The sequence below is a fragment of the Pedobacter sp. BMA genome, from assembly GCF_001027745.1.
Lineage (GTDB): Bacteria > Bacteroidota > Bacteroidia > Sphingobacteriales > Sphingobacteriaceae > Pedobacter.
The window spans coordinates 91,589-114,498 of record NZ_LECU01000002.1; the positions used below are offsets into that span (position 1 = coordinate 91,589).

Annotated in this window: 17 protein-coding genes and 1 other RNA gene; 10 read left to right on the forward strand and 8 right to left on the reverse strand. The window is 39.1% G+C overall.

Going from position 1 to position 22,910, the window contains the following annotated elements; genetic code table 11:
- Position 1: 1 nt before the first annotated feature.
- The 6 genes from AB669_RS02840 to rnpB all read left to right on the forward strand — a co-directional run bounded on the left by AB669_RS02840 (position 2) and on the right by rnpB (position 4,113).
- A complete protein-coding gene (locus tag AB669_RS02840; protein ID WP_047797797.1) occupies positions 2–1,036 on the forward strand; it encodes a cytochrome-c peroxidase in 1,035 nt (344 codons plus the stop codon).
- A complete protein-coding gene (locus tag AB669_RS02845) occupies positions 999–1,976 on the forward strand; it encodes a transporter (protein ID WP_156166638.1) in 978 nt (325 codons plus the stop codon). The genes AB669_RS02840 and AB669_RS02845 overlap by 38 nt, the downstream gene beginning before the upstream one ends.
- An 11-nt stretch (positions 1,977–1,987) precedes the next feature.
- On the forward strand, positions 1,988–2,437 hold the full coding sequence (locus AB669_RS02850; RefSeq protein ID WP_047797799.1) for a hypothetical protein: 450 nt from the start codon (positions 1,988–1,990) through the stop codon (positions 2,435–2,437).
- Between the two features lie 65 nt (positions 2,438–2,502).
- Positions 2,503–3,153 carry an SCO family protein gene (locus tag AB669_RS02855; RefSeq protein WP_047797800.1) on the forward strand — a complete coding sequence of 217 codons (651 nt, stop codon included), beginning with the start codon at positions 2,503–2,505 and terminating at the stop codon, positions 3,151–3,153.
- A gap of 96 nt (positions 3,154–3,249) precedes the next feature.
- Positions 3,250–3,672, forward strand: coding sequence for a cytochrome c (locus tag AB669_RS02860; RefSeq protein WP_047797801.1), 423 nt, complete (start codon positions 3,250–3,252; stop codon positions 3,670–3,672).
- Between the two features lie 59 nt (positions 3,673–3,731).
- Positions 3,732–4,113: RNase P RNA component class A (gene rnpB / locus AB669_RS21415), an RNA gene on the forward strand.
- On the opposite strand, the gene AB669_RS02870 is transcribed toward rnpB, so the two are convergent.
- Positions 4,113–4,991, reverse strand: coding sequence for a polyphosphate kinase 2 family protein (locus tag AB669_RS02870; protein WP_047797803.1), 879 nt, complete (start codon positions 4,989–4,991; stop codon positions 4,113–4,115). The two genes, rnpB and AB669_RS02870, sit on opposite strands and share 1 nt — an antisense overlap.
- 146 nt (positions 4,992–5,137) lie before the next feature.
- Here AB669_RS02870 and AB669_RS02875 point away from each other — a divergent pair, with 146 nt between their 5' ends.
- Positions 5,138–7,585, forward strand: a complete 2,448-nt coding sequence (locus tag AB669_RS02875; RefSeq protein ID WP_047797804.1) for a transglycosylase domain-containing protein — start codon at positions 5,138–5,140, stop codon at positions 7,583–7,585.
- A gap of 142 nt (positions 7,586–7,727) precedes the next feature.
- Positions 7,728–10,901 carry a basic secretory protein-like protein gene (locus AB669_RS02880; protein ID WP_047797805.1) on the forward strand — a complete coding sequence of 1,058 codons (3,174 nt, stop codon included), beginning with the start codon at positions 7,728–7,730 and terminating at the stop codon, positions 10,899–10,901.
- A gap of 109 nt (positions 10,902–11,010) precedes the next feature.
- Here the strand turns inward: AB669_RS02880 and AB669_RS02885 are convergent, their stop codons facing one another.
- A complete protein-coding gene (locus AB669_RS02885) occupies positions 11,011–11,361 on the reverse strand; it encodes a GIY-YIG nuclease family protein (protein ID WP_047797806.1) in 351 nt (116 codons plus the stop codon).
- 133 nt (positions 11,362–11,494) lie between these two features.
- Here AB669_RS02885 and AB669_RS02890 point away from each other — a divergent pair, with 133 nt between their 5' ends.
- Together AB669_RS02890 and AB669_RS02895 are read left to right on the forward strand one after the other, a co-directional pair.
- Complete coding sequence (locus AB669_RS02890) at positions 11,495–12,271, forward strand: LexA family transcriptional regulator (protein WP_047797807.1); 777 nt, start codon at positions 11,495–11,497, stop codon at positions 12,269–12,271.
- A 76-nt stretch (positions 12,272–12,347) separates the two neighbouring features.
- Positions 12,348–12,800 carry a hypothetical protein gene (locus AB669_RS02895; protein WP_047797808.1) on the forward strand — a complete coding sequence of 151 codons (453 nt, stop codon included), beginning with the start codon at positions 12,348–12,350 and terminating at the stop codon, positions 12,798–12,800.
- 114 nt (positions 12,801–12,914) lie between these two features.
- On the opposite strand, the gene AB669_RS02900 is transcribed toward AB669_RS02895, so the two are convergent.
- The 6 genes from AB669_RS02900 to AB669_RS02925 all read right to left on the reverse strand — a co-directional run bounded on the left by AB669_RS02900 (position 12,915) and on the right by AB669_RS02925 (position 22,836).
- Positions 12,915–14,324, reverse strand: a complete 1,410-nt coding sequence (locus tag AB669_RS02900) for a calcineurin-like phosphoesterase family protein (RefSeq protein WP_047798050.1) — start codon at positions 14,322–14,324, stop codon at positions 12,915–12,917.
- Between the two features lie 79 nt (positions 14,325–14,403).
- On the reverse strand, positions 14,404–15,945 hold the full coding sequence (locus tag AB669_RS02905) for a DUF5689 domain-containing protein (protein ID WP_053058224.1): 1,542 nt from the start codon (positions 15,943–15,945) through the stop codon (positions 14,404–14,406).
- A 12-nt stretch (positions 15,946–15,957) separates the two neighbouring features.
- Complete coding sequence (locus AB669_RS02910) at positions 15,958–17,529, reverse strand: SusD/RagB family nutrient-binding outer membrane lipoprotein (RefSeq protein WP_047797809.1); 1,572 nt, start codon at positions 17,527–17,529, stop codon at positions 15,958–15,960.
- A 10-nt stretch (positions 17,530–17,539) separates the two neighbouring features.
- The gene (locus AB669_RS02915) at positions 17,540–21,022 is read right to left on the reverse strand and encodes a SusC/RagA family TonB-linked outer membrane protein (RefSeq protein WP_047797810.1); all 3,483 of its coding nucleotides are present in this window, start codon (positions 21,020–21,022) and stop codon (positions 17,540–17,542) included.
- 124 nt (positions 21,023–21,146) lie between these two features.
- Positions 21,147–22,145, reverse strand: coding sequence for a FecR family protein (locus AB669_RS02920; protein ID WP_047797811.1), 999 nt, complete (start codon positions 22,143–22,145; stop codon positions 21,147–21,149).
- A gap of 118 nt (positions 22,146–22,263) precedes the next feature.
- A complete protein-coding gene (locus AB669_RS02925) occupies positions 22,264–22,836 on the reverse strand; it encodes an RNA polymerase sigma factor (protein ID WP_047797812.1) in 573 nt (190 codons plus the stop codon).
- Positions 22,837–22,910 lie beyond the last annotated feature (74 nt).

Sequence of the window (22,910 nt, forward strand, 5' to 3'; positions counted from 1 at the left end):
TATGCCAAAGAAATCAATCGTTTTTGCAATGCTTATTCTAAGCATTGCATTAATGTATGCCTGCAGCAAAAATGATGATGATGCAATTGCCGGAGAAACACTGGTTAAGTTTACCATTCCATCTAATTTTCCAGCCCCCGCATACAATTTCGAAGACAATATACTAACTAATGCTGGTTTTACTTTAGGTAAAAAGTTGTTTTACGATGCCAGGCTCTCTGCTGATAAAAGTGTTTCCTGTGGTAGCTGCCATCAGCAATTTGCCGCATTTGCCAATCTCGACCACAAGGTTAGTCACGGCGTAAACAACTGCCAGGGCAAACGAAATGCGCCTCCACTCTTTAATCTGGTCTGGCAGAAAGCTTTTTTTTGGGATGGAGGTGTTAAGAATATCGAAACTTCACCTCTCAACGCCATCACCGATACTTGTGAGATGGGTACCGATATTGCAACGATAATTGCTTTTTTGAAAAATACTGCTCCATATCCTGAGTTATTCAGAAAGGCTTTTGGCACTGCAGAAATCAATTCGCAATTACTGCTGAAGTCAATTACCCAATTTACAGCTGTGTTAGTATCGGGGAATTCAAAGTATGATAAGGTAATACGTAATGAAGGAGCTGCATTTACAGCTACTGAGTTGGCTGGTTATAATCTTTTTAAAGAAAAGTGCTCCTCCTGCCACACTGAGCCTTTGTTTACCGACTTCTCTTACCGGAGTAACGGACTTGACCTGGTGAGTAATGATGAAGGTCGGGCAAATATTACAGGCTTAAGTGCTGATTTAGGGACATTTCGTGTTCCGACTTTGCGGAATATTGAATACACTTTCCCTTACATGCACGATGGACGCTTTTACAGTCTGGACGAAGTATTAGAGCATTATAACTCCGGCGTTAAACAAGCTAAGAATTTAGATGAAAAGCTTAAAGGTGGTATCGCTTTAAGTGCCGCTGAAAAAGAACAAATCAAAGCATTTCTAAAAACATTAACAGACAATGAATTTATCAAAAACACTTTTTATAGCGAATCGTAAGCTATTAGCTATCGCATTCCTTTTTTTTAGCACCAATATTTTCGCCTGCGATATTTGCGGTTGTTTTATGGGTATTACGCCATACTATAATAGGAACAGTATTAGTTTGTTATATCGGTATCGCTCATTTAATGGTTACGATGGACAATCTCATTCGTTGTTCCCGAATGGTGGAAATTTCTTTATTCCTGCACGTAGCCAGAATAACCCCATCACTAATCATGCTGGTAATCCTTCCGATTACGAATTATATCGCTCAGTTGAAGTTAGAGGCAAGTATTTTATCAATAACAGACTTGAAATAAACGCCATTTTACCTTATGTTTCAAATAGCGAGCGGTATAATGGCTATACCTCGTCTATTTCCGGAGTGGGTGACGTAAACATCTATGCAGGGTACCATCTGTTACAAAAGCTGGAGAGTAACTTTAAGCAACAACTAGTTGCAGGTGCAGGAATTAAACTTCCAACAGGAAAAAACGATCTGAAAAATAACGAGGGTATCCGTTATTCATCACTTATGCAGGGCGGTACAGGTAGCACTGATGGATTTGTTTACCTGAATTATATGGTTGGCATAGGCAAGTTTGGCGCAAGCCTTAATACTTCATATAAAGTAATCGGAACAAATAGCCGTAATGAAGGTATAGCCAACAGTACTACCAGTTTTCTGAATGTATTTTATACGCAAAGAATTGGGGAAGATATACAGGCAATGCCATCGGCCCAGTTTTTTTACGAATATTCAGGGGGAGAGAAATATAATGGCGTAAAAACAGGTGAGCATGTGATGAATAATTTAATGGGTGGTGTTGGTGCAGATATCTATTATAAAAATGTTGCCCTCAATGCAGGAATACAGAAAAATATTTGGGAAGCAGAAACAGACCATCCAATGAGTGCAGGAAAGGTTTATGTTGGAATGACTTATAATTTTTAAAATCTATAATAATGAAGAGAATATTAATACTGGCAATCGCCATTAGTGCGCTAATTCATAGCGGATGTAATACTGACCCTGATTCAAATGCAATTAAAAAAGAAGTACTTAACATTCACGATAAATTGATGATGGACGGAGAGAAAGTTGTGAAAAACCGGATTAAGCTGGATTCGGTATTGAAATCAGATCAACTTAATTCCTTATCAGATGCTAAGCGAATTACATTGCTGATTACACGTTTAAATGCAGCTGATGAAAATATGATGGACTGGATGCATTTTTTTAAGGATGACTTCAAGGGTAAAAGTGAACAAGAAGCCCTGGCGTACTACAAATCTGAGATGCTGAAAATAAGAGCTGTAGAAGATGAATATATCAGGATTATCAGAGAATCAGATTCAGTGCTTAAGGCTCATCATGTGTCGCCATCAGCGAAAATGGAACATCATAAAAACTAAATTTATACGCTTTAAATTCCGTCCTCCATCACAGAGGTTGTATATTTACACTTTAATAAAATATCATGAATAAAATTGTTTTTTCAATATCAGTTTGCTTATCAGCTGCTGTCATATTTTCATCTTGTCAGCAAGATAAGAAATTACCCTTTTACGGAGAACGCCATGCTGAAACTGTTAGAGATGCTTCGGGGGCTGAAAAGATTGATACGGTTTATCAAACCATTCCCAATTGGTCGTTTCTAAATCAGGATAGTGTTGTGACTACCAATACAGTAACAGATGGTAAAGTTTATGTTGCTGATTTTTTCTTTACGTCTTGCACAACCATCTGCCCTACTATGCACCGCAATTTAATGACGGTTTATAATGACTTCAAAAGTAATCCCGATGTGATGTTTATCTCACATACCATCGATTTTAAATATGATAAGCCATCAGCCCTTAAAAAATATGCCCGGAAATTAGGCGTAGATGGACCTAAATGGCAGTTCCTTTATGGAAGTAAAGACAGTGTTTATACACTTGCAGAAAAAAACTATCTCGTTGCTGTTGGAGAAGACAGTACAGCAAAGGACGGTTACATACATCAGGGTTATCTGGTTTTAATCGACAAAGACAGGCGCATCCGCGGTGCTTACGATGGCACCAAAGAAGATCAGGTTGAACAGTTAAAGAAAGATATTCCACTACTATTGGCGGAATATAAAAAATAATATATTTTGTAACGGAGACACAGATTGTACTTGGATTAAAGTGTATATTTTTCCGCTGTCTCTGATGTTTCCGTTGCAATACAAACCACAAATTACATGCGTAAGTATATCATCAATTCTCTTTCTCTACTTTCTATTCTCGCGATTGTTATTTCCTGCCAGAATCAGGAAACAATTGATCTGCAAAACTATATGTCTAATGGCAAAGATATCTATATCGCCAGGTGTCAGAATTGTCACGGTAAAAATGGAGAAGGATTGGGTGAACTCGCACCTCCGTTAACGGATTCCATTTTTCTGAAAACTAACAAAAGCCGTTTAGCTTGTATGATTAGAAACGGGGCAAATGAAAGTCTTTTAATTAGCGGTAAAACATATAAAGAAAAAATGCCAGCTTTTCCGGAATTAGCCGATATTGATGTTGCTCAGGTAATGGTGTTCATCACGAACTCTTTTGGTAACAACCAAGGCTTTGTACCTTACAAAGAAGTATCTGTCCAGTTGCAAAGTTGTAGATAGATTCAAAAACTTTGCATTTCTAATAGCTTTTTGATTTAAAAAAGTCATATTTGCACGAAAATGCAGGTTGTTCTATCGCTGTTTCGGGTAAAACCGGAAGAGAGGAAAGTCCGGGCAACGCAGGGCATCCCGCTTTCTAACGGAAAGGGATTGAGGAATGAAAACCTGAATCACGGATTAGTGCAACAGAAAATATACCGTCCTGGGTTTAGTAGGGATAAGGGTGAAAACGTGTGGTAAGAGCGCACGAGCATCGCAGGTGACTGCGGTGGTTTGTAAACCCCGGGAGTTGAAAGACCAAATAGGCTAACGCATGTAGGGCTGCCCGTCCGATGTTAGTGGGTAGGTCGTTAGAGGTAAACGGCAACGTTTACAGTGGATAAATGATAGAAATCTTAAGAAATTAAGAAACAGAACCCGGCTTATAGACCTGCATTTTTTTATTCTCCCAATAACGCCAGCTTTGTTTCGCTCAGCTTGGCCTGTTCTGCTTCATCCAGTATGGGGTATTGTATTTTTAACTGTTTCATTCTATCTTCTATGATTTCGCTGATAGCTAGTCGGGCAAACCACTTTTTATCTGCCGGAATAATGTGCCAGGGGGCATCTTTGGTACTGGTTTCATTAATAGCATCTTCATATGCATTCATATAATCATTCCATAATGCACGCTCCTTTATGTCTCCCGATGAAAACTTCCAGTTTTTTGAAGGGTCTTCGATTCTTTCCAGAAACCTTTTCTTCTGTTCCTCTTTACTTACATTTAGAAAAAACTTTAGAATAACTGTCCCATTGGCAGTCAAATGTTCTTCAAAGTTTCTGATGCTTTCGTAGCGCTTTTTCCAGAATGCCTTATTCACTTTTTTTACATCATCGATATTAGGAATGTTTTCGCTTAGAATATATTCAGGATGAACTTTGCATACCAGCACATTTTCATAATGAGACCGGTTATGAATGCCAATCCTGCCGCTTTCAGGTAAAGCTCTGTAATGTCGCCACAAAAAATCGTGCTTGTATTCTTCTGATGTGGGTGTTTTAAAACTAAAAACCTGGCATCCCTGCGGATTTAAGCCACTCATAACATGTTCAATAGCGCTGTCTTTACCGGCTGCATCCATAGCCTGAAAAATAATTAACAGCGAACGTGTTCCTGAAGCGTATAGCTTTTCCTGCAAGTGATTAATTTCAATTTTCGACTTCACCAAAGCATCTTTAGCCTTTTCTTTGGTGTATCCGCCCGTAAAATCAGTTTTATTATTCTTCAGCAGGAATTTCTTTCCGCCATTTACGATTAAGTCTTTAAATTCGTTTTTCATACAAAGGGAACAGTTATAATGGTTGTCTTAGGTCCTGTTGTCAATAAATATAGAACAAAAAATAGTATATTAAATACGCTGATTTGCATGTATAGTTTTTTATATTTAACCTTTTCAGCATTTACCCAAATATCATCTTACGCATTATGTTTAAAGAGATAAAAAACAAGTACTTACGATATTCTTTAATCACCTTATTTTTTATAATCATTTTCTTCTCGGCGCTCCAACTTAACTTTTTGTGGTTATTTGGTTACTCTCCGAGTGTCAAAGATATCAAAGCACCTACACTCCGTGTGGGATCTGAGCTTTACACCGCGGACGGAAAGCTGATAGGAAGGTACTTTAAAGAAAACAGAACTCCTGTAAATTACAATGAGATTTCTCACAGCGTGGTTAATGCATTAGTAGCTACAGAGGATGTCCGTTTTTACAAACACTGGGGTATCGATGTGCAAGCGGTTGCACGTGCTGTTATTGGGCTTGGAAAAGATGGCGGTGCAAGTACAATTACACAGCAGCTTGCTAAAAATCTTTACCGTACTAGATATAATAAGTCGCAGGGATTCCTGGTTAAGATTCCGGTTGTTAGAACGCTTATAGTGAAGTTAAAAGAGTGGATGACAGCTGTGAAGCTGGAATCTAACTACTCAAAGAATGACATCATTACCATGTACCTCAATACGGTTTCATTTGGCAATAATGCATATGGTATCAAAACAGCCAGCAGAATTTATTTTGATAAAGAAGCAAAAGAACTATCAACTACAGATGCTGCTTTACTTGTTGGAATGTTGAAAGGCACAACGCTTTATAATCCGACTAAAAATCCGGAGAAAGCCTTAGAAAGAAGAAACGTTGTCCTTGCTCAAATGGGTAAATATAACCTTTTAAGTAAAGATAGTCTTGGGATGTTAACGAAAGAACCCATTAAGCTTAAAGAAGGTAAAATGCAGGATGGCAGCGATGGCGATTCTTATCTACGGAGTGCAGTTGCAAAATATTTAGAAAAATGGTGTACGGATAACGGTTATGATTTATATGAAGATGGTTTAAAGATTTACACAACTATTGATTCTAAACTGCAGAAATACGCTGAAGAGGCTGTAGCAGATCAGATGCGGATTCTTCAACGCCGATTCTACAGTGTTTGGGGTAACGAAGACCCATGGTACGACTCTGAGAAACAGAAAGTAAACTACCCAGAACGGGCAATGAAAAACCTGTCGGTTTATACAATGCTTCAAAAGAAATTCCCAAATAATCCCGATTCTGTATTAGCTTATTTCAATAAGAAAAAACGAATGCAGATTTTTACTTACAAGGGCGACCGCGACACCTTGTTCTCTACACTCGATTCTATTCGCTATTACGGCAAAATCATGAATACGGGTATGATGACGATGGAACCTGCCAGTGGCAAAATTAAAGTTTGGGTTGGTGGTATTGATCATAAATTTTTTAAATACGATCACGTGAATCAGGCTAAACGTCAGGCGGGTTCTACCTTTAAGCCGTTCGCTTATTTAACTGCGCTTGAGCAAGGCATGAGTCCTTGTGACAAATTTACTGATAAACCAGTGAAAATTGCGTATCAGGATAAAGGCGAAACAAAATATTGGGAACCAAAAAACGCTGATTACAGTGTTACCTATCAGGAGATGAGCTTGCGCTGGGCTATGGCAAGATCAGTGAATACCATTACAGCCCAGGTAACTGAGAAAGTTGGATGGGATAATGTGGTAAAATATGCTCATGAGTGTGGTATTGATAGTCACCTGGAATCAGTACCATCGGTGAGTTTAGGTTCAAATGACGTTACCGTTTATGAAATGGTTAAAGCGTATGCCACCTTCATGAATAAAGGAGTGAAAACTGACCCCATATTAGTTGAAAAAATTACCGATCAGGATAATAATGTTATCGACGAATTTAAACCTAAGACCACAAGGGTACTTACCGAAGAAATTGCCTGGTTAATGACTTACATGTTCCGTGGAGGTATGGAAGAACCAAGGGGAACTTCGCAAGCGTTATGGGAATGGCCTGACTTGTTCAAAAAAAATAATCAGATTGGTGGCAAAACAGGTACATCATCTGATTATGTTGATGCCTGGTATATGGGCTTAACTAAAGACCTGGTAACCGGAGTATGGGTAGGATGTGATGAGCGTACCGCACATTTTAAAAATGGTGAACAAGGTGAAGGTTCCAGAACTGCACTTCCTATTTTTGCTAAGTTTATGGAAAAAGTATACCTGGATCCATCAAGCGGATATACGTATGGTGCTTTTCCTAAGGCTACTGTGGAAATTACACGTTCCTACAATTGTCCAAGCCCACAATTTGTCAGGGATACAACTACAACGGATACCGTTGTTGTAGATTCGACCGAATTTGTTGTACCAGAAACTGCCCCAGCAGAAACTCAACCTGCAGCTGATCAAACTGAGGTTAAAAAAGAAGAGAAAAAAACCGAACCCGCACAAAATCAACCTGCTGCAACTGTTCCCCTAACAAAGAAAGAAGAACGTGAACTACGCAGGAAACAAAGGCAGGAAGAAAGAGATAAGAAGAAGAGCGGTGAGAATTAATAATCCGAAGGTTTTTTAGGAAAGTGACCTTCCTGTAAGTTGTTAAATTTTTACCGGAAGGCTAAATATTTATTATTTTTAATTTCTGAAAAGTTCATGATCAGTTCTTTAAACTCCTGAATAACAATAGAAAAACTAGCATATGAAAATAAGCGCTACTTTTATTAGAAATTGCCTCACGCTGTTACTGTTACTTATCCTTTCTGGGACAGCAAATGCACAATATTTCGGACAAAATAAGGTGAGGTACAAAAAGCTCGACTTTAAGGTTTTGCAGACTCCACACTTCGAAATTTATTATTACATCAAAAATGAAAATCTTTTAAAAAGGTTTTCCCAGGATGCCGAAACCTGGTACAAAATGCATCAGGAGGTTTTCAGGGATACATTCCTGAAAAAAAATCCCCTGATCCTTTATAATAACCACCCGGATTTTCAGCAAACTACAGTTCTGAATGGCGAGATAGGAATTGGTACAGGAGGAGTTACGGAAGCATTGAAAAACAGAGTTATCATGCCCGTAATGGAACTGAATAGCCAAACACGTCACGTGCTGGGTCATGAACTGGTACACGCCTTTCAATACCATGTACTCCTTGAAAAAGATTCAATCAGCCTCGAAAATGTCGGACAAACACCACTGTGGATGGTCGAAGGAATGGCCGAATATCTATCTATAGGAAAAAAGGATGCTTTTACTTCAATGTGGATGCGTGATGCCATGCTCAACCGTGATATTCCATCATTGAAAGATTTAACCAACTCTAATAAATATTTTCCATACCGTTATGGCCAGGCATTCTGGACTTATATCGGATCCCAATACGGCGATACCACAATTGTTCCGCTATTTAAAAACACAGCCAAGTACGGTTATGAAAACGCCATCAGATATACCTTCGGATACGATGACAAAACCTTGTCAGGATTGTGGAAAAATGCGATCGACGGTCATTATAAACCATTGTTGAAAGCAGATAGCTCCCAAATCAAGATAACCGGAACTAAAATTATTGATAATAAGAATGCAGGAAATATGAACGTTGCCCCTGCCCTTAGTCCCGACGGTAAATATGTGGCTTTTATGTCGGAAAAGGATTTGTTTGGTATCGACTTGTTCTTGGCAGATGCAAAAACCGGTAGAATCATAAGGAAATTAAGTAGCCAGATATCGAACGGACATATCGATGATTTTAATTTTATTGAATCCGCAGGGGCCTGGTCGCCCGATAGCAAACAGTTCGCATTTAGTATTTTTAGTCACGGGAAAAACCAAATGATGATCATTGATGTGGCCAATGGTTCGACCATTTCTCAAACAGCAATGAACCAGGTAGCACAATTCGGAAATTTAACATGGTCTTCCAATGGGAAGGATATTGCATTTTCGGGAATGGTTGAAGGACAAAGCGACATATTCTCCTATAATCTGGATACAAAACAGGTAACGCAAATCACAAACGATGTTTTCTCGGATTATGCACCAAGCTTTTCTCCTGATGGAAAGAAAATTGTTTTCTCTTCCGATCGTGCAGCAATCCAGGCTCAATCCGTTAATGCTGTATCGCCCATAAATCTTGCAGTCTACGATATAGCTTCTAAATCAGTCACTAATCTCAACGTTTTTCCGGGTGCAAATAATCTTAACGCTCAGTTTTCATCCGACAGCGAGAATATTTATTTCCTTTCAAACAGAGACGGTTTCAGAAATCTCTATAAGTATAACTTCCCAGATAACACGGTAGACCAGTTAACTGATTATTTTACCGGAATTAGTGGGATTACTGAATTTTCTCCGGCTATTTCTATTTCTCGTACTGATGACATCGTATACAGTTATTATCGTTACCAACGCTATACATTGTATAATGCCCAACTAAGTAGTTTTAAAGCGAAAAGAGTTGGTAATCAGGAAGAGAACTTCGATGCGGCCATTTTGCCGCCAATGGAAAATATAGGAGTCAACATCATTAATTCTAACCTTAACAATTTCGATCGCTTCGAAAAAATTATCGCCGATTCCATGAGAACTGTGCCATACACACCAAAATTCAGACTTGATTATTTGGCAAACAGTGGTGTAGGTGTTTCAACAAGCCGTTTTGGTACCGGCGTTTCAGGAGGTATTGTTGGGATGTTCAGTGACATCCTCGGCACTAATCAGATCATTGCAAACTTGTCTGTTAATGGCGAAATTTACGACGCTGGAGGGCTTGTAGGGTATATCAACCAGAAAAGCCGAATTAACTGGGGTGCTGCCATCTCACATATACCATACGTATCGGGATTTAATTCCTACGCTTATGAAAAATTGCCAGCCGAAAATAATACTACTGTCGAGGCATTAAATCAGAGAACGGATATCATTCGTACGTTCGAGGATCAGCTTCAGCTATTCGCGGCATACCCTTTCAGCAAAATACACCGTTTCGAGTTGGGTGGAGCTTTTTCTCACTATAGTTACCGGATTGATCGATACAGTAATTATTATGATAACGCTGGATACTATCTTGGATCAGACAGAAGTAGAATCTCCAATGATGAAGCCTCTGCGGATTATGGAATCCCATTTAATTCTTTTACTCTGTTTCAGGTGAATGCTGGATTTGTGGGGGATAACTCCATCTTCGGACTAACAGGTCCTCTTGATGGCTTCAGGTACCGTGTTAGCGGAGAGAAATACTTCGGGACTTATAACTTTGCAGGAGCTACGGTAGACTTAAGAAAATACTGGCGGTTAAAGCCAGTTACTATCGCCGCAAGGTCTTATAATACATTGCGAATTGGCAAAGATGCAGATCGTTTGTACCCCATGTATGTTGGATATCCTTATCTAATCCGCGGTTACGAATCGAACTCAATATATAAAACAACCTCAGCACAGTCATCAGAGTCTTTCGATATTAATCAGTTAACAGGTAGTAAAATTGCTGTGTTCAACTTCGAGTTACGGTTACCGTTTACCGGCCCGAAAAAGCTTGCGGCCATCCCCTCTAAGTTACTTTTCTCTGATCTGAACTTGTTTTTCGATGCCGGATTAGCGTGGACCAACGATACCAAAGTAAAATTCAAAAGTGAACCAACATACACCACAGAACCAGTGTTGGACGCAAATGGGCAGCCGGCTGTTGATAGTGATGGGAAAAAGGTGACTTATCAAAATACTACTGAACGTGTACCAGCCATGAGCGTTGGTGTTTCGTTAAGGGTAAATATATTTGGCTATTTCGTACTCGAACCCTATTATGCAATACCATTTCAGCGTAAAGACGTAAAGGGCGGAGTATTCGGATTAACATTTGCGCCAGGATGGTAAATCACATAATCAGAAGATAAATTCATAATTATAAAGGCGATCATCAAGGTCGCCTTTTATATATACTTACTATTTTTTTACAAAAAATCTCAACATATGTGCGTCATAATTAAGACATGCTGGTGAAAGCAAGCTTAACCTGATTAGTGATATTTCTTTGCAGCAGAATATTCTCAAAATCCAATCCAATAGTGAGATCAATCCAGTCTGGATTACATGACCTTACTAAACGCTCTTTTTGCATTCTGGTGAATCTGCTGATGGTTTTGAAACGAACTAAAGCAAGTTCTTCAGTTTTGAATTCCTCGAAATAAACCAAACGTGTCAATTGCTTTCCATTATCAAAAAATAAGTTAGGCATCTGCTTGTAAAAATCCAGGGTTTTCATCAAATCCGAACTCATGCCTACATGCATACAAGTGCGGTTTCTGTCGGTAACGATGTAAACAAACTTTTTCATAATAATGGATCTAAAATTAAAACTAAACTATTTAGTATGTGTTCTTGCAATTTAAAATAAAATTACTAACTTTATGAGCATAAAATTACTAACTAATTTAGTAATTCCAAATTTATTTTAAAATTTATTTTTTATGTCAAATATTTCCAACAACCTGAAATACCTTAGAAAGAAAAAAGGCCATACACAGCAAAATTTCGCTGATATTATGGAGATTAAGAGATCTTTGATCGGCGCCTATGAAGAAGACCGCGCTGAACCTAAATATGAATTGCTAAAAAAAATAGCTGAATATTTCGATTTAACCATCGATGAATTTATCAATGAAAAGATATCAGACACCTGGAAACCTAAGCCGAAGAGTTCAGGTTCGAACTTAAGGGTATTAAGTATATCGGTTGATCAGAATGATAAAGAGAATATTGAACTCGTGCCTGTGAAGGCAAGTGCAGGGTATTTAAACGGTTTCTCTGATCCTCAATACATCAGCGACCTGCCAAAGTTCCAACTTCCTATTCCCGCTTTACGTCAGGGTACATTCCGTGCTTTCGAAATCATGGGCGATAGTATGTTGCCGGTTCAACCCGGAAGTGTAATTATTGGTGAGTATATGGATAACTGGAATGAAGTTAAAACCGGAGAAACATATATAGTTATAAGTAAAAACGAGGGCGTAGTATATAAGAGAGCTGGCAACCGTTTCAAAGAAAATAAGGATTTGAAACTGGTTTCAGATAATAAAGTTTATGATACATATTCCATTGCTGCTGACGATATCCTTGAAATTTGGCGCGCTAAGGCTTACATTTCTACTACATTGCCTGAGCCAACCCCAGATCCTACAATGGAAACACTTACTCAGATGATGTCGCAAATGCAAAAATCAATTTCGCAGCTCAACAAAAATTAACACTTTTTAACACACTGTAGTTAAACCGTTCACCCATTTCCATATCTATATAAACAAACACAAAAGAAATAAAACTATGAAAAAGGCGATTTTAACAATAGCAATTGCTGTGATGGGCTTAAGTGCTGCACTGGCTCAGGACACTACGAAGAGAATGAGGCGGCCAATGCCTAAAATGACTGCTGAGCAACGTGCAGAAAGAGTTGCTGAGCGCATGGAAAAGCAATTGAGTTTAACCGCAGATCAGAAAACCAAAATCTATGCAATAGAACTAGATAATGCAAAAAAGATGGAGGCATGGAGATCTGCTGATCAGGGGGATGTAAAAGGTAAAATGAAAGAACGTAAAGCAGAAATGGATGCTCAAAAAGCTAAAGTAGATGCGGTGTTAACTGCAGATCAAAAAACTAAACTTGATTCATTTCGTGCAGAGGCAAAAGAAAAAGGAGGAAAAATGCGAAAAGGACTTGGAGAAAGAGGAAGAAAAGCAAAACCTCCTGTAGTTTCTGATCCACCAGTTCAGGGGTAAAAACAATAAGTAATAATTAATTTTTCGGAAAGCGTACCCATTATGGATACGCTTTTTGTTTTTAACCGCGAAAGATTATGATCTTAGAAAATCTCATTTATCAGGCAGCATAAATTAACCAGTGTATTCTGCTTCAAAAGTCTCACCGAAACGATCTGTGGCTACAACCTTTACAGTTTTAATTGATGGTTCAAAATGGGCCATAAATAAATGGTCAGTCGACCTAGGCTCTACAAACGGCCTTGGATTGGGTAATTTATCACCTTTGTACAGTTTAACAGCGAGTGGGTCAAAGCCATCTTGCTGCGCAAGTGCGCCCATTGATTTTCCATCAAGAAAATATTCTACTTTCCATTCAGGATCATAATTCCATACGTTTGCAATTAATCTTTTTTGATTGGTCAGTGTATCCACGTAGATATCCATTTGCTCTTTTCTATCTCTACCTGTAGATTTGTAGTACCATTTCAATTTTGTCCCATCGACTTCATAAACGCCATATCCACGCGGCGTACCGTCTTCACAGATGGGGCCGGTCCACCAGCCTCCGCATACAGTTCCATGATTATGTTCAAATACCCCATTTTTGATCACATTTGTGTTGAAGTGCGTATGCCCCGACATAATATGAACGTTTTTAAAGCCTTTGATCACTGCGTAAAAATCATCATTGTTTTTTACAGAATTGTGAACAGGTATGTGCAAACAGATAATCAATAAGGCATCTTTAGCCACAAACTGCAGATCTTTTGCCAGCCACTCAAGCTGTGTTGGTGTAATGTATCCATCATAATTTCTTTCTGTTCCCAGGTATCGCACATCATCTAAAACAACATAATGTGCTTTACCCCTGTTAAATGAGTAGTAGGTTGGGCCATAATGAGCCTGGAAAGTTCTGTCGGAGGTATCATCACCTCCTTGGCGATAATCCTGGTCGTGGTTACCTAAAGCCTGAAAGAACGGAATACCAATTTTTGCTATTGCTTCGTCGTAATCAGGAAACAAATCGAAATTATCCCATACTAAATCACCGACACCAATTCCATGCACAAGGGTTTTACCCATTTCGCGAACAACTCTTTGGGTATCTGGAACTGATGTTTCCATCATCTGAGCCACATCCTTTTTATTCTTCACCTGCGGATCTGCCCAAATAATGAAGTTATGCTTATCATCCTTCTGTTTTAATGGTTTTAAATCGAAGTTTAATTTGCCGGCAGTATCTGGTTTATAGTAATGACGGGAAATACTGCTTTCTGTTTTAAATTCGTAGCCTGATGGTGTACTGATCCAAACGAAACGAGCAAGTTCATGAAGTCTGATTTCATAATTACCCTTTTTATCAGTTTGTACAACGCTATAACCATCCGAGATAACTGCTCCAACTACGGCTTTGCCTTTGGTAGTGACAGCACCCGAAACAACCCCTTCCTCTGCAAACAAAGTGGAAGGAAAGGTTTTTAGGCTAATAAATATAGTAGAAGTTAATAAAGTTGATTTTTGGATGAAGGATCTTCTGTTCATAAAGAAAAATGTGATTAAATTTAAATAAATCAACCATAGCATTTCTATGGCTGATTTATTATATCAAATACAAATAAAATTATTTTGTTAGTCTTGATGCACCCGACATTGTTTCAAGTGAAGCTTGAGTTGTAGTTGTAACCGATAGAGACAATGTATTGTGGATTCTGGAAGTGGTCCATGTTTGACTGGTAGTATTATAAACACCACCAAGATAACTGAATTTCCCAGCTTCAATAACGGGAAATATTGGCGTATTTGTACCTTGTCGAAAAAAGGGCTGGTATGCTGTACCATTATAAACTTTATAAAACTCATTAGTTGCAATAGAATACCCTGCACCAGGGCTGTACATCGACCCACTCATTCCACCAAAAAATATGGCATCTGAGGGTACTGTGGTAAGGCTTACAGTTGTAGTAGGGAAAATAGCAATACCGGCGGGGTTTCCACTGTTAGCCAATAAATTGATTGTTACTGAACCAATGCCATCGTCTCCTGGAACAGAGGCATATAGTTTATTTGCCACCCATTTCGCTGAACTGATATCCTTTGAACCGATTCCATAAGCAAGTTTGTAACCTCCGACATAAAAAAACTGGCCCTTAGAAACTGTACCTTTTGTAATATTGAATTTGAAAGTTCTTAAATCCCCTGTGTTCCATCCCGCGGTTGGAAAGCCGGTAGGTGTTGAAGCCCCTGCATTGTTACAGGCATATACACTGAAAGGAGTTCGTCTAAAATCCAAATCCTGGGTTGCCATAAACTGAATATACTCATAGTTCGCATCTGTACTCTGTGGATCAGCCAGATAACCTGTTACAATCGCAGGGTGCAATCCTAAGGGAATTGTTGGATCAACTACGATGCTGGTAGCCACAAAATCGCCAGCGGTTCTAGGCCATATTTGTGGTTTACCCGTTGATGAAGATGGGAGGCACAAACCGGATACATTTGCCGAATAAGGTAGGAATGTGCTTTTAAACGTTGCTGTGCCCCCTACATGCATTTCCATATCTCCAGATCCATCATTGTATTTTTTATCTCCCTCCAGTGTTTCGACACCTATATTAGGATCAAAATTACAATCGTAGGCCACTACAAGGCATGATTCGAAGTTCTCTGGTTTTGCAACTACTAATACTGCTGTGGCCGATGTAATAAAAGGTTTGATATTCGTTGCAACCTTGGTAACATTTGCAGAAGATATACCAGTGATCTGTAAAATACCATTTACCCGTTTCAATACTCCGCCCTCTATATTCACATGAACTGAATCGCCTGGTATATAGCTCGATGCGACAGAGCCGATATTAACAGCAATACCCCGAAGAGAATCAATTCCATTTCCAGATGTTCTTTTGTTCTGAATAAAAAGCAATCCCGAAGGGATGTTGCCGGCAGAATGATCGGATACTACCTGCCCCTTAACGATATAGGCATCCCTCATTATTTCCTTTGTAAGGGTTATGTCGTTACCTTTATATAGCTTACGTAAATCTAAATTTGAGATGTATGATCCCGGAGAGCTTAAAATATAATCGCTGTCCCGTTTGCACGCAGCTAATACAGCTGTAAAACAAGCTATAGCAACTGTTATATAAATAGAAATCTTTTTCATAATTCTTGAGTTTTAAGGTTTTTGCCACCAGACATTTGTATTGATATCATCAGCACCTTGCGATGCTACAGCTTTAGCATAGTTCGTTGGATTTGTAGACTGAGTGATTATTGGGTAAAATAATCTGGCAGGCATCCTGCCGCCGTTCACTAATCCAGGTCCCGTGGGCAAAACCGGATGCTTCGTGCGTCTGTATTCGATCCATTGCTGAAAGTCAACTAGGAAATTGGCATAGTACTTTTGCTGGTGTATCATTTCCATTTGGCTATTGCCACCCGTAAGGTTGTCCAATGGCAGGGCTGAGTTCCACTTAAGATTCGCCGCAGTTTGAAATGCTGCGAACTTTGCACGTGTATAAGTAGGCAGCCAATAGTTGATGGCCTGAAACATCCCTTCGTCGTAATAGTGGGATACTGTATTCCTTGAAATCCAACCCTTCGCAGCAGCCTCTGCTAATATGAAATATACCTCAGCACTGTTCATAATGATACCTGTATACTTATCAGTTTGTAATGTAGGATAATAAGTTGTACCTGATATAAGCTGTCCTTGCGAATAAAAGTATGCCTGTTTTATTACATCAACGCCAGCTGCATAACCACTCGGTACACCAACATAACCATCCGTTCCCCTGCCGATAGCCCAGCGTGGTACACTATTCGTACCCAACGTTGGGTCAACGCGAGGGTCTGTCCAGGTAACTAACTTGCCCAAAAAGTAATCGCAGATAGCGACACCCCTAAAATCAACGGGGCGCACATTTACCATAAATGGTGACGAGTATACATCTGTACTGCTCTCTGTGCCGTTCCATAGTATTTTTGCCGTTTGATCGCTGCTCTCCATTAATGGAAAATTGGCAGGGTTTGTATCGATCATTTCCTTTATTGTGGCAATTGTTGCCTGTGCAACTTCTGATTTGCCCGAAATCCGTAGCAATAACCTGAGGCGTAAAGAGTTCGCAAGCCTTCTCCACTTCGCAACATCCCCACTATACACAGGATCACTGCTTGCTGAGATTGAAGTTCCTGTTTTAAGTAGCTCATTGGCTTCAGCTAGTTTTGCAATTAAATCAGCATAGATATCTTTTTGTTTGTCAAATATTGGCTCGTATATACCCAGATGCCCTTTATTAGCTTCTGTATACGGAACATCGCCGTAAGTGTCAGTAAGTAATTGATATATCCACGCTTGTAAAATCAGGGATATGCCTTGATAAGATTTGTTTAGCGTTGCTGGCTGGCTTGATATCGTATAGATGTCCTTAATATCTGTAAGGCTAACATACCAATTGTTCCAGGTATAATCTGCCAGCGTACGCCTCAAATCGTATCTGAAAACTTTTCCATCGGCATCGCTGATGTCAACCGTAACCTGCATCAGTTCATTGTTGAAATTCCGGTTACGAACCATATTGGTACTTAAAATATTTACCAGAGAAGATGCCAGCAATTGCTCTGGTTTTACAGTGCTTTTTCCAAGCGGATCTGTATTTACTTCGTTAAAATCTTTTTTACACGAAAGGGAAAAAAGTGTCGATAACCCAATTAAAAAGTATATGATCGATTTTTTGTTATTTTTCATTTTTCTATAATTATATACCAACTACCAAACGTAAACCATATGTCCTGGTAGATGGCAATTGTCCTACCTCAAATCCTTGTACAATATCGGTACCTGATAATGTTCCGAATTCAGGATCAAATCCCGGCCATGGTGACCAGATAAAGAGGTCACGTCCGTAAGCACCCAATGATAGTTTGCTGAATCCTATTTTCCTCAAAAACCGTTTTTTGAAGTTATATGTTAAATTTGCTTCTCTAAATTTTAAATAATCAGTCCTGAACACGCTTCCTTCGGCCTGATCAGATCCGTACAATGATGTATAATAGCTTTCAAAATCAGTGGCGATAACATCATTTTTCCGGTATGTTCCATCAGCATTCATCACTACTCCATCTCCTATTACACCGTTATACCTACCTGGTAATGTGATGTTCAGCTTGCCCAGAGCAGCCATTCTGGAAAAAGTAAGTGAGTGTGCAACTGCACCTAATTGCGCATCGAAAAGGACATTCAAACTAACTTCCTTATAACTAACTCCTGTTCCAAAACTGAACCTGAACTTCGGAGTGGTATTGCCTAGATATATCAGCTCTGTTGAAGTTTTGGCGTTCCCAGTTGTAGAATCAAATACAATCTGCCCGTCAGGTGACCGTTGAAAGCCTAAGCCATATAGATCGCCCATGCTGCCGCCAACTTTAGCAACAATTTGTCCGCTTCCTAAATTACCGGTGCGAAGCACAACGGAACTATCTGCTAATTCTTTAATTTTGTTTCGGTTCGCAGTAAATGTTCCGTTCACAGTCCACTTAAAATTCTTTGTTTGGTAAGGTATTGCATTTAATGCAAGTTCAATTCCTTTGTTGTCTACCCTTCCCACATTAAATACACCCACGTTGTAACCTGTCGATCTATCGACAATTCTATTCAGGATCTGATTTTTAGTGTTTCCTGAATAAACTGCCAGGTCAAAATTTAATCTGTTTTGGAATAATTTCAAATCCAAACCAAGCTCTACCGTTGTAGTAATAAGTGGTTTTAAGTTTGGGTTAGGTAAAACGGTAGGATTGGTCATTGCATTTCCTGGGTAAATGCCATTTGCCGCAATTAAGTAATTGTAAGCAGTTAAATAAGGGTTCGTGCTTCCACTACCTACCTGAGCAATTGAGCCTCTTAATTTTGCAAAGCTGATTGCTTTTGGTAGCTTCCAGTAATCTGATGCAATAAATGCTAAACTGGCTGAAGGATAAAAAAAGCCAACGTTATCAGTTCTGGTTACTGTTGCTAAGGTACTATTCCAATCCTGGCGGGCGGTAAGGTCTAAATATAGATAGTTCTTATAAGAGAGTGATGCTGTGGAGTATAAACTATTGATTCTATATCTGGCTGTATCTGGTACGTAAATTAAAGGACTAACATTATTATCCAGTGAATATACGTTTGGAACAACTAAACCATCAGCACGTGTCTCTTGTTTATCATATTCATTTCTCATCTGACTGCCGCCTAAAGTAGTCGTCAGGTTGAAATCTTTGCCAATATTTGTATTGTATTTGAACATGAAATCTGCATTGATTTCATAAGATCTTACGTTTGTTAAACGATAAGATCCCTGAACAAATTTACCTCCGGAGGCATCCCACGGACGACGGGTGTCACGAATATCTTTGTTAAGATCTCCAGAAGCTCGAACCATCAGGCTAAAATGGTTGTCAAACTGATAGTTCGCGGAAATATTTCCCAGCCAACCATTTCTGCGTTGTCCATTTAAGTATTCATATGAAACTGCATAAGGGCTTTCTGGATTGGTGGTTGTAATGTTAATAAGCTTTGTGTTTTCTGATCCGCGTACCCAATAATCCCTGTACCAATCTGTATTCACGTTTGGCTGTGCAAACATAAACCAATACATTAATGATTGATTACCATATCCGGTTGCCGGCAAATTGTCGCTGTTCCTGTTGCTGTATTGTGCTTTAATATTAATGCTCAGTTTTTTAGTAATGTTGGTGCTCGCATTATAAGCGATCGTAGTGCGTTCCAGTCCTGTGTTTGGAACAATCCATTCATTGCGTCCATGGCTCGCTGACAAACGCATAGATATTTGTTTATAAGTCCCGTCTAAGCTAACCGAATTGGATGACTGGAATCCGGTTTGAAAGAAAGATTCGATCGGATCTTCATATGCTATCCACGGTGTTCTATTTATACCCCTTGTCTGGGTCACAGGATCGTACTGATAATACATCCCCCCGTTAGAAAATGGAGCTCCCCACGTGGCACTGGTTGCGTTGGTAGTGGTTCCATCTACCGTAGCTCCATACGAGAAGTAGGAAACACCGTACTGTCCCTGTCCATATTGATTTTGCCTGTCTACATTACGATTAACCCCTTCCCATGAACTGTTGGATGTGAAACTAATACCAATTGTTTTTCTGTTCTTACTCGCCGATTTGGTAGTAACGATGATTGCTCCATTAGCACCTCTTTGTCCGTATAATGCAGAAGCAGCTGGACCTTTCAAAACGGTTACAGCTTCAATGTCATCAGGATTTAAATCATTTAAACCACTCCCAAAATCTGCAGGCATGATATCACCCGATGTTCCATATACACCCCCGCCGGTTGCCGCAGTTCTTCTTGAACTGCTACTTGCAACCACTCCGTCTATTACAATAAGCGCCTCATTGTCTCCGGTAAGATTGTTCTCTCCTCTTAAGATAATTTTATTCGAGCCAGCGGGACCACTATTTCTTACCAGGTTTAAACCGGCTACTTTGCCGGATAATGCATCGGTCCAGTTGCTGGATATTGCATCTGTAAGCTGAGTGCTATCAACTTTAGTTATAGCATACCCTAAAGACTTCTCTTCTCTTTTTATTCCCAGCGCGGTTACCACAACATCATCCAGAGAATTATCTGATTGCTTCAGTTGAATGTTCAGCTTAATTGTTGCTCCGGTAGAAACGTTTACGTTTTGAATCTTGCTTTTCTCATAGGAAATGTAACTTGCTTCAATTGTATATGATCCAGCAGGTACGGTAATACTGAAATTACCATCATTATTAGTTTGGGATACCTGGTTTAGTTCAACAAATTTAATGGTTGCAGCAGGTATTGGTTGCTTATTTTCATCTAAAACCTTCCCGCTGATAATTCCTGATGTTGCACTCTTAGCTACGATTAAGATATTACCTGATGCATTTACCTTATAGTCAAATGGCAGATTCTTAAACATGATCTTAATGATTTCCGTAAGAGAGCGTTCACCCCGGGCAACATAAACCTTTCTTTGATCATTTAGCTGCGTATTGTTGTAGCTTATACTACGGCCACTTAACTTCTCTATTTCTTCAAAAGCCTTCTTTAATGTAATTCCATCTGCTTCAAACAGAATTTTTTTGTCCGTCTGCGCATTGGCCAGTTGAACTTGCAGCAATACTATAGCAAGTATAATGGTGAGTTTTGATGAGTACTGATGGATAATTTTTAGCCACCTCGTATTAATTTTCATATTTTTACTAAGTTTTACTTTGTCGTTTTAAATGGAGTTTAACTCTTTAAAGGCCTGAAATGTGTCCAGCATTTCGGGTCTTTTGCTCTGGTAAGGTTTAATTCATGTTTGGTTTTTTAGGGTTTTAATAAATAGTTATCTTTTTTCCATAGATGCTGTATTTTGAATTTGATAACTGTGCAATCATATCCATCAGTTGTATTACCGAACATTTATCGAACTTTGTTGTAAGTTTAATATGTTTTAAGGCTTGGTTTTTAAAAGTGATGTCTACATCATATTCACGCTCAATTACCCGCATAATTTCCGATAATAGCTGATCATAGAAAACTATTTTATATATGCGCCATGAATCAATTTCATCAGCATCCACATTTGCTTTCCTGATCGAGACTCCGTTATTTAATACGCTCAATTGCTCATTCGGCAAGAGGTAGGTTACATGTTTCGTTTTTCCCTGACTGAAAACCACACCTACTTTTCCCGTCTTCACAGTAATCTTTACTTTATCTGCATCTTTGTACGCATTAACATTGAAAGATGTTCCCAGCACCGAAGTGGCTACTTTTCCGCTGTAAACTACAAAGGGCTGCCCAGGCCTGTGCTGTACATCAAAAAACGCCTCACCTTCCAGATAGACAATTCTCTTTCCTTTATCATAGCTTTCCAGATATTTTATTCTACTGTCACCATTTAGGTAGATATTCGAACCATCCGGCATGGTTACAAGACGCTTTTGTCCCTTTGGATTATAGATTTCGTGAAAGACAGTTGCTGTTTTCGTCTTTTGGTTTTGCAACTGAAAATAGGTGATAGAAACAGAAAAAATCACAATAATAGCTGCCGCTATCAACATCCATCGATTAAACGATCGCGTTTTAACTGATGAAAATTCTTCAGGCTCCTGATTATTAGTTCTCTGCTGAATTTTAGCCCAGCTTTGCTGTTGTTTTAGCGGAGCGTCAAAAAAGCTATCTGCAGCCTCATAAATTTTAACCACCTCCCTGAAAGTTTGCTGGTTCTCCCTGCTTTGATCTACCCACAACATTAAATCAGCAAGATCTTCGCTGCTGATATTCTTTTGGGTAAAGTCTTCAATTAATTTGTAATAATGTTTATCCATGTGATAGCGTTGTTCTAACACTAAGACAGGATTATGCCTACTGCTACGTAGCGAAAGCGGTTAAGATATTATTAAGAAAACGTTAACTGTTTTTTCAAAGGCTGGTCGTGCCTGGAAATTAAAAAGTAGAACTTTGGTTAGGACGGGAAATAAGTGTCCTTAGATTTTTAACCGCTTGATAAAGTAATGTTTCAACAGTCCTTATGGTGATACCCAATACTTCGGATATGGTACTCTTTTCGAACATTTCAAGGCGGCTCATTAGCAGCACCTCTTTCTGGCGCTCCGGTAATTGATGAATAAGGTCGATAATTTCTTTGTATGACTCACGGCTGCTCATCAATTCGAAAGGGTTCAGCCGTTCATCGGATATAAGCAAGCTTTCTTCGTGATCATCAAGGCGGGAGGTGTCTAGTTTAACCCGATTAATTTCATTCAGTGCAGTATTTCTCGCTGAAACGAAGAGATAGTTCTTCAATGATTTAACATCGATCGTCGCACGTTTATCCCAGAGTTTGATAAACAAATCCGCAATAAGCTCTTCGGCCTTACTGTAATCATTTAAATAAATAGAAGTAAACTTGCATAGCTGACTATAGTACCGCTCAAAAAGCGTCTCCAGAGCACCCGCATCATCGCATTTTAATAAAGACATCAGGTCTTCATCACTCTTTAGAATATACTCCCTCATTTGTACGCAAATGTAACCCCGTAATATTATGCCAATGTTAAATCTATTTGGCGTTTAGGTTATGGAAGTATTAA